The 12,610-nt window shown below is 71.9% G+C and carries 8 protein-coding genes and 1 pseudogene; 3 read left to right on the top strand and 6 right to left on the bottom strand.

The genetic code is table 11. The features are described 5' to 3' along the window. Positions 1 to 24 precede the first annotated feature (24 nt). The 3 genes from RM812_RS16620 to RM812_RS16610 form a co-directional block, all read right to left on the bottom strand. On the bottom strand, positions 25 to 2,823 hold the full coding sequence (locus RM812_RS16620; RefSeq protein WP_311573330.1) for an alpha/beta hydrolase: 2,799 nt from the start codon (positions 2,821 to 2,823) through the stop codon (positions 25 to 27). A 340-nt stretch (positions 2,824 to 3,163) separates the two neighbouring features. Continuing rightward, on the bottom strand, positions 3,164 to 4,030 hold the full coding sequence (locus RM812_RS16615; RefSeq protein WP_311573329.1) for an AraC family transcriptional regulator: 867 nt from the start codon (positions 4,028 to 4,030) through the stop codon (positions 3,164 to 3,166). A gap of 115 nt (positions 4,031 to 4,145) precedes the next feature. Then, positions 4,146 to 5,306 (bottom strand): FAD-dependent monooxygenase, encoded by a 1,161-nt coding sequence (locus RM812_RS16610; protein ID WP_311573328.1) that lies wholly within the window; start codon positions 5,304 to 5,306, stop codon positions 4,146 to 4,148. 100 nt (positions 5,307 to 5,406) lie between these two features. Between RM812_RS16610 and RM812_RS16605 the strand changes: the two genes are divergently transcribed. Beyond that, positions 5,407 to 5,964, top strand: a complete 558-nt coding sequence (locus tag RM812_RS16605; RefSeq protein WP_311573327.1) for a TetR/AcrR family transcriptional regulator — start codon at positions 5,407 to 5,409, stop codon at positions 5,962 to 5,964. Positions 5,965 to 6,001: 37 nt separating this feature from the next. On the opposite strand, the gene RM812_RS16600 is transcribed toward RM812_RS16605, so the two are convergent. Further along, the gene (locus tag RM812_RS16600; RefSeq protein WP_311573326.1) at positions 6,002 to 7,048 is read right to left on the bottom strand and encodes an SPFH domain-containing protein; all 1,047 of its coding nucleotides are present in this window, start codon (positions 7,046 to 7,048) and stop codon (positions 6,002 to 6,004) included. Positions 7,049 to 7,050: 2 nt separating this feature from the next. Next, entirely contained in the window at positions 7,051 to 7,482 is a 432-nt protein-coding gene (locus RM812_RS16595) for an NfeD family protein (RefSeq protein WP_311573325.1), read from the bottom strand. 216 nt (positions 7,483 to 7,698) lie between these two features. Between RM812_RS16595 and RM812_RS16590 the strand changes: the two genes are divergently transcribed. Continuing rightward, positions 7,699 to 9,321: an amidase gene (locus tag RM812_RS16590; RefSeq protein ID WP_311573324.1), complete on the top strand. Its 1,623-nt coding sequence runs from the start codon at positions 7,699 to 7,701 to the stop codon at positions 9,319 to 9,321. Between the two features lie 21 nt (positions 9,322 to 9,342). Here RM812_RS16590 and RM812_RS16585 read toward each other — a convergent pair. After that, positions 9,343 to 10,089 (bottom strand): annotated as a pseudogene (locus RM812_RS16585) (lytic polysaccharide monooxygenase); the annotation flags it as partial. Positions 10,090 to 10,533: 444 nt separating this feature from the next. Here RM812_RS16585 and RM812_RS16580 point away from each other — a divergent pair. After that, complete coding sequence (locus RM812_RS16580) at positions 10,534 to 12,522, top strand: APC family permease (RefSeq protein ID WP_311573431.1); 1,989 nt, start codon at positions 10,534 to 10,536, stop codon at positions 12,520 to 12,522. The last annotated feature ends 88 nt before the right edge of the window (positions 12,523 to 12,610 follow it).

Here is a 12,610-nt window from a genome sequence, read left to right as displayed (position 1 = left end):
CCTGACCCGCGTGCGGGGTTCGGGCTACGACGCGTCGAGCACGGTGCCGGTCAGCACCGGGCCCTGCGGCTCACCCTCGTCGTCGATGCTCTGGAAACCGATGTGCTCCGCGGGCTCGGTGACCTCGTCGCGGATCGTGGGCACCGCCACCTCGGCGCTGGTCTCGCCGGGCGGGATCGAGGCCCACAGCGCGAAGTACTCCAGCCGGGAGAGCGGAACCTCCCCGTCGGGGACCTCCCCCATCGTCTCCAGCAGCCAGTCCTGGTCGACGTCCTTGGTGGACAGCTCGGCACGGGTGTCGTCCGGCACCGGCACCAGCAACGTGTTCACGTCCACGTCGGCGGGCTCCGACAGCGAGACCCGCCAGCGCAGCGGCTGTCCCTCGGTGACCGTGTCGGCGACCGGCGTCACGCTGACCTCGGGCATCGGGTCGTCGTTCTCGGCCGTGACGCCGCCGACGTAGGAACCGACCACCGAGCCTCGTACCGCCTTCACCAGCACGTCGTGGGAGGCGTCCCAGCCGTACCGCTTGTTGCCCGTCACCTTCACGGTGACGTCGATGCCGGGGCCGCCGGGACGGACGGTCACGAGGCGGTCCTGCGAGGTTCCGGTGGCCGGGTCCGTGACGTACATCCGGACCGTGCCGCCGTTCCCGCCCGAGATGCGCACCGGCACCTGGTAGGTACGCACCCCCGAGTCGCCCTCCTCGACCGTGGTCCGGCCGACGTCGACACGGGTCAGCGGGGCCGGCCGCACCTGGGGGGTGCCCGCCTGCCACGCGTAGGCGTCCATCAGCCACGCCTTGCCGGCGCGGTTGCGCGGCGTCAGTTCCAGCGAGGTGACGTGGCGCAGGTCGACTCCGGCGCGGTCGGCGGCGGTGAGCGGTACGCGCAGTTCCTGCGCCCAGTAGGAGGCGGTGCGTTCGCTGCCCGGCAGTCCGTCGGCGCCGACGCGGCCGAGGGTGGCCCGCCGGCCCGTGGCGTCGGTGACCGAGACGTCGAACCGGGTGCCGGTGCTGTTCGGCGGCACGATGACGCGCAGGGCGAGGCTCTTCGCGCCCTTCAGGGAGACGGGTGCGCCGGGACGGATCCGGGTCGCGGTGCCGGGTGCGGACCAGTCCAGGGCGATCGCGCTGCGGCCGACCTCGCGTCCCGGCTGCCAGTACGCGAAGTGCGGTGAGGCACCGCCCGCGTCCTCGCCGAGGCAGGTGGCACCCGGGTCGGGGTCGACGGCCGAGCACAGGCGGCCGCCGGTCACCTCGACCCCGCCGTCCGGCAGGAATCCGGCGCCGCGCCCGGCACCCACCGCGTGCGTCAGCACCCGCGCGGGGTCGGCCGAGGGGGCCCGGCGGCCCGTGCCGTCGATCAGCTCGCGCACCCGGTCGTCACCGGCGACGAACAGTCGTGCGGCGGCGGCGATGTAGGTCGCGCCGGCCCGGTGCTGCTGGTCGGCGGTGAGCCGGGTGGGGCTGCCCACGGAGCAGACGGGGTCGCGCTCCTCCGGGTCGTCCCAGAAGTCGTCGTTGGCGGGCGCCTGCGCCTGACCGGGCGTCCACTCGCTGTTGAAGTAGTTGTGGTTGGCGCCCGTGATGTGGACCGCGCTGTGCAGCGCCCGGCCCCGGCTCACCCCGCGGGTGCCGTCGACGTACAGCTGCCCCTGGAGGTCGGAGACGTCGCCGTCGCAGCCCGGCAGGATCGTCAGCGACGGCACGTCGGGCACCGGGTTCTGACCGAAGGCGGTGGGGCCGATGAGTACGGTGCCGCGGATGTTCCAGCGGCTGCGCCCCGGGTGGCCGTCCTGGCTCGCGGGAGGGGCGTAGAGGCTGTCCATGGCGGCGCGGTCGACGCCTTCGCCGCCGCGCGAGTGGCCGACGAGCAGGACGCGGGACAGGTCGGCCGTCGGCCCACCGCGTACGGCGGCCGGTGCGGTGGAGGGTCTGGCGGCCCAGTCCGCCCAGCGGGCCAGGTGCGAGCGCACCAGCGACGAGCGGGCCTGGGCGCCGCCGTCCTCGACGTCGCCGTCCTGGCCGTTGATGCCGTTGGCGGAGATCGAGACGGTCACATAGCCCTGGGAGGCCAGCAGCTTCTGGTCCTGGAGGTAGCCGCGGTGGCTGGGGATGGGCCGGGCGTCGTCGGCGCAGGGCCAGTCGATCGTGACGGCGTCCTCGCCCTGGCCGGGGACGTAGCAGGTGGCGTGGCGGCCGTGCAGGAAGAGCGCGAGCGGGCGCTTGCCGGTCGCTCCCCGCGGGGCGACGACCAGGCCGCGCATCTCGACCGGGGCGGGCAGGCCGGGCAGTCGGACCGGGTCGAGTGTGTACTCGTCGGTGGTCGTGGCGAACCGGCCCGGTGTGCCCGGGTCGACGGTGCCGGCGGGGAGCCGGGGCGGGAGTTTCGCCGGGGGTGAGCCGACGTCGCGGCGCTGCCGGCCGTTGGCGCCGGGTTCCTCGTCCAGCCGGCGTCCGCCGGACACGACCTGGAGGTCCGTCGGCCGGTTCAGTGCGGCCGGTGCGGTGTCGTCCAGGGGTAAACGGAAGGTCCGGCCGTCCTCGCCCGGCTTCGGCACGCCGAGCAGGCTGCCGTCGGTCCGGAACTCCACCCGTGCGTCACCGGGTGGGACGGCGCGCGGGGAGCGCCATTCCAGGGCCTTCGCCCCACCGGTGCCGGTGATCCGCCAGCCGGGGGGCAGGTCGGCGGCGGCGTTCGGTGCCGTCTGGGCGGACGTGGCGCCGGGCGGCTGCGGCCGGGCCTGGGCCGCGGCGGGCGCCACGCCCACGACCGTCAGCACCGCTATCGCGGCGGCCCATGTCTTTCGAGCACGTATCAAGAACCCGCTCCTCAATACCTCGGGTCGGGGCCCCGCCCGTGCGGACGCCCCTCGTGGGAGGAGGAGGGAAAGAAGATCCTTCGGGTTGCCTGTGAGCCGTCGGCCTCTGCCGGTCCCGCGGGTCGCTCGACGGTCACCTGCGCGCCGACCTGCGTGGTCCGGGTCGAGGAGCGCATCGGGATCTCGCCGCAGGACGTCGCGACCGAGGACATGTGGCGGCCAGCAGGGACGACGTGACGTCCCACCGGACGCTGACCGGCCACGAGCTCGGGCACTTCCTCGGCCACGGGCCCGTGGGGTGCCCCGGCCCGGGGCGTCCCGCGCACGTCGGTCGAGCGGCTCAGGCGGTGGTCCGCTCCACGGGGATCCACAGCTCCGCGTCCGCCCGCTGCCCGTCCTCGGACAGGCGCACCCGCAGGATCTCGGGCGCGGGCCTGCTCCGGTACGGGTTCGAGGGGAACCACTGCGTGAACACGTCCCGCCACAGGTACTGCAGTGCCTTCGGGAACGGACCGGAGTTCTCGAACACGGCCCACGTCCCCGCCGGCACATGGAGGGCGTCCATGTCCGCGGGCGCCTCGGCGCGGGTCACCACGCCGTGGTAGTAGTCGAGCTCGGTGCCCTCCGCCCGGCTGGGGTCGATCCGGTCGCTCACCCCGACGATCCCCTTCGGCTCCTGGTCGGACAGTGCCTCGACACGTTCCAGGGTCTCGGGGCCGATGCCCCGGATGAAGTCGGCGATCGCCGGGTTGGCCCCCTCGTGGACCAGAGGGACGCGGGCCTTCCTGCCGACGACACGGAACTCCTCCTTGTCCTGGATCCTGTAGCGCAGACTGCTGCTCCCTTCGACGACGAGTCGGAAGGACATCCGGGGCTGGGAGTGCAGAGCCGCACCGGTGCGCCGGGCCTCGCCCGGACCCACGCCGTGCATGGCACGGAACGCCCGGGCGAAGGCCTCCCCCGAGCCGTAGCCGTAGCGGGTCGCGATGTCCAGCAGCGTCCGGTCACCGGCGAGCACCTCGGCGCCCGCCACCGTCAGCCGCCTGCGACGGATGTACTCCGACAGCGGTATGCCGGACAGCGCGGAGAACATGCGCCGCAGGTGGTACTCCGACGTCATCGCGGAGCGCGCGAGTTCGGCCACGTCGACCTGCTCGTCGAGATGCGACTCGATGTGCTCCATGGCCTGGTTCAGCCGTTCCAGCACCCCGGCCTCCTTCCGTTTCGTTCACTCGTTCACTCGGGTCGGGGAGCCCGTCGCCTTCCGGACCCGCCGTCCCGTGCCTGCGGCGGCCGGGTGGCCGCCGCTGCGCCGCCGCAGGTCAGCCCAGGTGCGGCGGGGTCCAGTCGGCGTGCCGCAGGATGGTGCGGACGGTCGCGCGGGAGGGGGCCAGCCGGAGCGCGGTGTTGCGCAGGGCGACGGCCGGCGCGCTGGTCAGCTGCTGCCCCATCCGGCCGGCCTGGCGGGCGGCGCGGGCCACGGACTGGCTGCGCGGGCGGCGCTCGGCATCGTAGCGGGTCAGTGCCGTCTCCAGGCCGGGTTCGGTGGCGAGCGCGGCGACGAGGGTGGCCGCGTCCTCCAGTGCCTGGCAGGCGCCTTGGCCGAGGTTCGGCGTCATGGCGTGCGCCGCGTCACCGAGCAGGACGACCGGGCCGGCGCTGAAGGACGGCAGCGGGGTCACCAGTTCGTGGATGTCGTGGTGGAGCACGGCGTCGGGGCGGGTCGCGTCCAGCAGTGCGGGGATCGGGTCGTGCCAGCCGCCGAAGCGTTGCCGCATCACTGCGAGGGCGTCGGGATGCCGCAGGCCGGGCGGGGAGTTGAGTACGGCGTGCCATTCGGCCCGGCCGTCGGCGAACGCGATGTGGCCGAACTCGGCGCCCCTGCCCCAGGTCAGCTCGAAGTCGGTGTCCAGCGCGACGGGGTGCTCCGTGATGGCGCGCAGCACCGTCGACCCGCTGTAGGCGGGGCCGGGGTGGTCCGGGAACAACTGGGCGCGGAGCCCGCTGCGCACGCCGTCGGCGGCCACGACCAGGTCCGCCTCCAGCACCTCGTCCCCGACGGGCACCCGCACCCGGCCGCCACCGGTGCGGTCGACGGACCTCACCTCGGCGCCGACGACGAGGCACGTGGACGGCAGCGCCGACCGCAGCAGCCGGTGCAGCTCGGCGCGGGGGATGCCGACGATCGGCGTGCCCAGCTCCCGTTCGAGCGCGGCTCCGTCCATCCGGGCCAGCCAGCCGCCGCCGGGGACGCGAGTGCCTCCGGTGTACTGGGGCCGCGCCGCCGCACGTACGGCCGTGCCGACACCGAGGGCGTCCAGGGCGCGGATGCCGTTGGCGTGCAGGGAGATGCCCGCGCCCACGTCGGCGAGGACGGGAGCGCGTTCGACGACCGTCACCTCCCCGCCGATCCGGCGCAGTCCGACCGCGGCGGCGAGCCCGCCGATCCCGCCGCCGACCACCACCGCGCTGCCGCCGTCCATCCCGGTCCTCCTCAGTCAGCCCTGCCGCGAGCGCTTCTACAGATGTAGAAGCCCATGCGCCGGAGCGTACTCCCTTTCTCTACAGGTGTAGAAAGGGGGGATGCCCACCGATCGACGCACCCTCCTCGCCGACGCGGCCATCGGCGTGCTCGCCGAGTCCGGGCTGCGCGGACTGACCCACCGCGCGGTGGACCGGGCGGCGGAGCTGCCGCCCGGTACCACGTCCGCGTACTACCGCACCCGCCAGGCACTGCTCACGGCACTGGTCCGGCGCCTGGTCGCGCTCGACCAGGCGGAACTGCACACGATGGGGCGTGGGACGCCGGCGCCGCGGGACGCCGGGGAGCTGGTGGCCAGGATCAGCGCGCTCGTCGAACGGCGCCTCACCGGGGACGGGCGACGACGCTCCCTCGCGCGCTACGCCTGCGCCATCGAGAGCGTGCACCACTCCGAGCTGCGGGAGATCCTCCGCCCACGCGAGAACGCGGCCCGCCACGCGGTACGCGATTTCCTCGCGGCCCAAGGTCTCACGGATGCCGAGGAGCGCACCGTGACACTGCTGACCTGCGTGGACGGACTGGTCTTCGACCGCCTCGTGAACGGGGGAAGCGTGTCCGGCGCGGAGATCGGCAGGCTGGTGGCGGGGTCCCTGCACTGAACGGCACCGCGCCCGGCTTCCCGTGGTCCAGGGGCCCTCACCTTTCCTCGGTCTGAGGGCGGGGGCGCAGCGCCTCGGCCGTCACGCCGTTGGCCTTGGCGGCGTCGGCGAGGGCCTGGGCAGCGGCTTCCGCGGCCTGGGCCGTGTCGTTGGCGGCCTGGGCAATGCCGTCGTCGGAGGGCTTCTCGCGGGTGGCGGGCGACTGGGGCAGCGCTTCGGTGAAGGCGCGGGACACCCCCTGGAGTGCGGAGGTGACCTCGCTGGGGATGACCCAGAAGGTGCTGCCCGACCCCTGGGCGAGCTGGGGCAGTACCTGGAGGTACTGGTAGGCGAGGAGCTTCGGGTCGGGGTCGTTGCGGTGCACGGCCTGGAAGACCTCGTCGATGGCCCGGGACTGCCCCTCGGCCTTGAGGATCTCGGCGGTACGGTTGCCCTCCGCCCGCAGGACGGCGGCCTGCTTGTCACCCTCGGCGGTGAGGATCTGCGACTGGCGCTGCCCTTCCGCGCCGAGAATCGCGGCCCGCTTGTCCCGTTCGGCCCGCATCTGCTTCTGCATCGCGTCCTTGATGGACTGCGGGGGGTCGATGGCCTTGATCTCCACCCGGTTCACGCGCAGTCCCCATTTGCCGGTGGCCTCGTCGAGTACGCCGCGGAGCTGGCTGTTGATGGTGTCGCGTGACGTGAGTGTCTTCTCCAGATCCATGGACCCCACGACATTGCGCAGCGTGGTGACGGTGAGCTGCTCGACCGCCTGGAGGAAATTCGCGATCTCGTAGAAGGCCGCGCGGGGATCGGTGACCTGGAAATACAGCACGGTGTCGATCTCGACGACCAGATTGTCCTCGGTGATCACCGGCTGCGGTTTGAAGGAGACGACCTGTTCCCGTAGATCGATCACCGGATAGACGCGGTCGATGTACGGAATGACGAGGCTCAGTCCGGGTTTCAGGGTGCGGTGGTAGCGGCCGAGTCGTTCGACGTTGCGGGCACGGGCCTGGGGCACGATGCGAACCGCCCGCACCACGGTGAAAACCGCGAGAAGCGCGACGATCACACCGGCGACGAGGAACGCCGTGACTTCCATGGTCACTCCCGGGGGTAGACGAGGGCGGTCGAGCCGCTGATCTCCATGACGTCGACGGTCGTTCCCTGAGGAATCACCAGGGTCTCGTCGTAGGAACGGGCCGTCCATTCCTCCCCGCCGATACGGACCCTGCCCTCCATGCCCGTCACTTCGGAGACGACGTAGGCGGCCTTGCCGACCAACGCGTCCACGCCGAATCGCTCCGTTTGAGGCTGGAGGAGATGGCGCAGCGCGATGGGGCGCACGAAGAGGAGGGTGACCGTGGTGACGACGGTGAACACCAGGAATTGGAAAGGCGGTGCCAGTCCGGCCGCGGCGGTTCCGGCCGTGATCAGCGCGGCCGCACCCAGCATTCCGAGGGCCGCGGTGAGAGTGAAGATCTCCGCCATGACAAAAATCGCCGCGACGATCAACCAGATCAGCCATGGATCCATTACGACCCCCTCCCGGAGGGTGCGGGTGCGCGAATGGCTGGACCTCTACCTCTGTTTTACCTTCTTACAGGAAAACAGAACCCATTCGGTGCTGTCACCGGTCTGTCGGCGAGAAACGGTTCCCGGGACCGCACGTCCTGGTCGGCAACACCCTACGACGGCCCCTTGCGCCGCCCGGTGCCGTGCAGTGGGCTGTCCCCCATGAAGCCGGCCCCCATGAAGAAGAGAAGCCTCACGGCACTGACCGCTGCCCTGCTCGTCGCCCCCCTCTTGGCGGCGGGCGCACCGGGGCAGCGCGCGCAGGCCGCCGCATCGGTTGCCGACGGTCCGCCGCCGCCCGCCGACGCGCCGCTGATCCGCGGAGTGGACCTCGACACGGTGACCATCCCCGAACTGCAGGCGCGCATGGAGCGCGGGTCGCTGACCCCGTCGGCGCTGACGCGGGCGTACCTGCGACGGATCGAGGCCATCGACCCGAAGATCAACGCGGTGCTGCGCACCAACCCGGCGGCCCTGCGCCAGGCCGCTGCCAGCGACGTCAGGCATCGTCACGGCAAGGTCCTGGGTCCGCTCGACGGCATCCCCGTGCTGCTCAAGGACAATGTGAACACCCGCGACATGCCGACCACGGCCGGGTCGTCGGCCCTGGCCGGCCGCCCGCCGGAGACGGACGCGGCCCTGGTCAAGAGGCTTCGGGCGGCAGGCGCGGTGATCCTCGGCAAGGCCAACCTGTCCGAATGGGCCAATTTCCGCGCGGCGAGGCCGACCTCGGGGTGGTCGGCGGTGGGCGGGCAGACGCACAACCCGTACGTCCTGGACCGCAACCCCTGCGGGTCGTCCTCCGGTTCGGCCGCCGCGCTCGCCGCGTCACTGGCGCAGGTGGCGATCGGCACCGAGACGGACGGCTCCATCGTCTGCCCGGCCGGGATGAACGGGGTGGTCGGCCACAAGCCCAGCCTCGGACTGGTCAGTCAGTCGGGCGTCGTCCCGATCTCCGCCGAGCAGGACACGGCCGGCCCCATGGCGCGCAACGTGATCGATACGGCGCTCACCCTTGCGGTGCTCAGTGGTCGCGACCACGTACGCACCGGCAGCGCTCTCGGCCTCACCGACGTGGGCACGCGTCCGGGCGGTCTGCGCGGCAAGCGGATCGGCCTGTGGCGGCTTCCCTCGCTCGGCACGGAGGTGGACGCCCTGATGACCCGCACAGCGGCACAACTGCGCGCCGCGGGGGCCCAGGTCGTCGAGGTGGCCCCGCCCTACCAGGAGCGTCTGGCCGCGCTCGAGTTCCCGGCCCTGCTGAGTGAGTTCCACCGGGACATCGACGCCTACCTCGCCACCCGTGGCGGACCCCGAAACCTCGCCGAGCTGATCGAGTTCAACCGCACGCACCCGGCCGAGCAGGCGTGCTTCGCCGGTCAGGAGCTGTTCGAGCAGGCTCTGGTCGCGCCTGCGACCACCGACCCCCGGTACCGGGCCATGCGCGCGGAGTTGAAGGACCTCTCCCGGCGGTCCATCGACGAGACCATGGCCGCGCACCACCTGGACGCCATCGCCTCCCCGACGAATCCGCCGGCGTGGACGACCGACTGCGCGCGGGGCGACAACGACGTGATCCCGTCCTCCACCCCGGCCGCGGTCGCCGGGTACCCGTCGTTGTCCGTGCCCGCCGGGTCCGTGGGCGAACTGCCGGTCGGCCTGCTCCTGATGGCCGGCGACCGCCAGGACGCCGAACTGCTGTCGCTGGGGGCAGCGGTGGAGCGCCGGCTGGACGCCTGGCGAGCACCCCGGTACCTGCCTACGTCGCCGTCCCGCACGTCCGGGTCGACCGGCCGCTGACGGGAGGGGCCCAGGCCCCCCGGCCGTGCAGGCCCCGAGGTCTTCCCAGACACCCCACTCACCGGTGGTACCGGGCTCCTCGCCCGTCACCCACCACTTGGCACGCCAGTTGTGGCCGCCGAAGGAGACGGTGTCACCACCGGTGTAGACACTCCCGGCGTTCCACAGCGGAGCGGTACAGGCGCCCGGCTCACCGTCGCCGCCGCCGTCGCCGCCGCCGTCTCCGCCCCCGTCACCTCCGCCGTCACCGCCACCGCCGACGTTGACGTCGATGCACGAGTAGAAGGCGTTGCCGGTGTCCGCCACGTTCCAGACGGCGAGCACCTTCTGACGGCCGGTGAAGCCGCCGAAGTTCACCTGATGGCTGACGTCCGGGGCGGGCTGGGCGCCATGCCCGTCGAATTCGGCGATCTTCTGGTTGCCGATGAAGTACTGCCAGGTGTCGGTGGCGTGCCGTGCCGTGTGGTGCCACGTGAAGGTGTGCGCGGTACCGACCGGCGTGACCCGCCAGCCCTTGCTGTCGTCGTCGAGCTCGGCGAACTGGCTGTTTCCACCACTGCAGCTGCGCAGGCCCTTCGGCCCCTCGACGCTCTGCGGCTCGTACTTGATCTGGCCGCAGTCGACGATGCCCGCGGCGCACTGGTCCTGCCGGCTCCCGGGCGAGGTCACCCAGCCATGGGCGTTCGCCGTGCTCGCCGGAAGGCTGACGGCGAGCACGGGGGCGACCAGCGCCCCGACCGCGAAAGCCACGCGTCTTTTCATGTTCATGCCATACCCTTTCCTTCGATGCGGCGTGCCGCACCCGTGAGGCTTGTCGTCACCGGGCGGGCCCGGCGTCCTGGGACCGAGGACGGAGGCCGGTACAGGTCTAGACCTACCGGCACTAGGTCTAGACCATAGCCACGGACGGGCTCCGGTCAAGGGTCTGGACGAAGCGAACCGGCGAGCGATGGCACCGGCTTGGGGCAACCAGCAGGTCCGCGGCGTGGGTTGGCGGCGATTCGACCGGAATCCCCGGCCCGGCGGTCCCCCACCGGGAGGGTCCGCCGGGCACGGCCGACACGGCGTCAGCCCGGGTGGAAGTCGCCGGGTCCCGGCACGATCCGGCCGGAGCGGCAGCGGGCCGTGGTCCCCGGGTACGTCGGCTGCGCGTCGTCAGGGCCGGTGCCGGTGCGGCCGGTCTACGATCGCGTCGTGCCGAGGGTGACCGAAATGCTGAAGCGCCTGGTCATCGGACGGGCCATGCGCAGCGAGGAACTGAGCGGGACGCTGCTGCCGAAGCGGCTCGCCCTGCCGATCTTCGCGTCCGACCCGTTGTCGTCCGTGGCCTACGCCACGCAGGAGATCCTGCTGGTCCTCACCCTCGGTGGGCTGGCCTATCTGCACTTCACGCCGTGGATCGGGGCGGCGGTGGTCGCCCTGCTGACGGTGGTGGTGCTGTCGTATCGCCAGGTCGTCCACGCCTATCCGAGCGGGGGTGGCTCGTACACGGTCGTCTCAACCAATCTCGGACCGTCGGCGGGGCTGGTGGTGGGGGCCTCGTTGCTGGTCGACTACGTGATGACCGTGACGGTCTCGGTCGCCTCAGGAGTGGACAACATCATCTCGGCGCTGCCCTCGCTGGCCGACTACCGCGTCCTGATGGCCCTGGGCTTCGTGGCCCTGCTGACGGCGATGAACCTGCGAGGTGTGCGCGAGTCCGGCCGCCTGTTCGCCGCTCCCACGTACCTGTTCGTCGGTGGAGTGCTGATCATGATCGGCACGGGGCTGCTCCGCTACCTGCTGGGCGACACCCCCGTCGCCGAGAGCGCGCGCTACGGCATCACTCCGGAACGGGGCGACACGGACCTGGCCGGGCCGGCCCTGGTCATGCTGGTGCTGCGCGCGTTCTCCAGCGGCTGCACGGCGCTGACGGGCGTGGAGGCGATCTCCAACGGCGTACCGGCCTTCCGCAGGCCCAAACCGAAGAACGCCGCGAGCACCCTGGCCGTCATGGGCGTCATCGCGATCACCCTGTTCGCCGGCGTCACCACGCTCGCGATCGTCACCGAGGTGCACATCGCCGGCGACGCCTGCCGGCTCACCGGACTGACCGACTGCGGCGCGCACGCCCAGCGCACCGTCATCGCGCAGCTCGCCGCGGCTGTCTTCGGCGGGAACACCAGCCTCGGGTTCTACTACGTCCAGGCGGCGACGGCCCTGATCCTCATCCTCGCCGCGAACACCGCCTTCAACGGCTTCCCGCTGCTCGCCTCGATTCTCGCCGAGCACCGCTACCTCCCGCGTCAGCTCCACAACCGCGGCGACCGGCTCGTCTTCTCCAACGGCGTCATCGCCCTGGCGGTCGTCGCCGGACTCCTGCTCTACGGGTTCGAGGCGAGAGTCACCAGCCTGATCCACCTCTACATCCTTGGTGTCTTCACCTCCTTCACCCTGTCCCAGACCGGCATGATCCGGCATTGGAACCGCGCACTGCGCACCGAGACCGACCCCACGTCGCGCCGCCTCCACCAACTGGCCCGCGCCATCAACACGACCGGTGCCGTCGTCACCGGCCTGGTCCTGGTGATCGTGCTGGCCACCAAGTTCACCGAGGGCGCCTGGCTGGCCGTACTCGCCGCGGTCGTTCTGTGGCTGACGATGCGAGGCATCCGCCGCTACTACGACCGTGTTTCCGCGGAACTCGCGGTGACCGACCCTCGTCCGGAGAGCACGCCGCCGTCCCGGGTCTTCGCGATCGTGCTCGTCTCCACGCTGCACAAGCCGACCCTGCGGGCCCTCGCCTACGCTCGCGCGTTCCGGCCCGACAGCCTGGAAGCGCTCACCGTCGCGGTCGACCAGGCGTCACTGGCGACCTTGCGCAAGCAGTGGGACGACTTCGACATCCAGGTGCCGTTGAAGGTCCTTCGGTCCCCCTACCGCGAGATCACCAGACCGGCGGTGGAATACGTACGCTCCGTGGGCCGAACCAGCCCGCACGACGTCGTCGCCGTCTTCATCCCCGAATACGTCGCGGGTCACTGGTGGGAGAACTTCCTCCACAACCAGTCCGCCCTCTGGCTCAAGAGCCGCCTGCTGTTCACCCCGGGCGTCACCGTGACCAGCGTGCCCTGGCAGCTGTCCTCCGCTGCCCACGCCCCACGACCGATCGGCCGCGCACCCGGTTCCACCCGCCGCGGCGAACCCCCCAACACGCCCTGACACGAGCGGACTCCCCTCCGGCCCGGTCAGTGACCCGCGACAGCGCGAGGCGGCCGGGACAACCTTGTGAGCGGGTTGTGAGTCTTCT

This window comes from Streptomyces lancefieldiae, assembly GCF_031845825.1.
Taxonomy (GTDB): domain Bacteria; phylum Actinomycetota; class Actinomycetes; order Streptomycetales; family Streptomycetaceae; genus Streptomyces; species Streptomyces lancefieldiae.
This window is presented reverse-complemented; position numbering and strand designations above follow the sequence as displayed.

What these genes read in the sequence shown, in the direction of transcription:
- RM812_RS16610 (WP_311573328.1), bottom strand. Translation starts at nt 5,306, where the DNA reads ATGGACGGCGGCAGCGCGGTGGTGGTCGGCGGCGGGATCGGCGGGCTC.
- RM812_RS16605 (WP_311573327.1), top strand. Translation starts at nt 5,407, where the DNA reads ATGCCCACCGATCGACGCACCCTCCTCGCCGACGCGGCCATCGGCGTG.
- RM812_RS16600 (WP_311573326.1), bottom strand. Translation starts at nt 7,048, where the DNA reads ATGGAAGTCACGGCGTTCCTCGTCGCCGGTGTGATCGTCGCGCTTCTC.
- RM812_RS16595 (WP_311573325.1), bottom strand. Translation starts at nt 7,482, where the DNA reads ATGGATCCATGGCTGATCTGGTTGATCGTCGCGGCGATTTTTGTCATG.
- RM812_RS16590 (WP_311573324.1), top strand. Translation starts at nt 7,699, where the DNA reads ATGAAGAAGAGAAGCCTCACGGCACTGACCGCTGCCCTGCTCGTCGCC.
- RM812_RS16580 (WP_311573431.1), top strand. Translation starts at nt 10,534, where the DNA reads ATGCTGAAGCGCCTGGTCATCGGACGGGCCATGCGCAGCGAGGAACTG.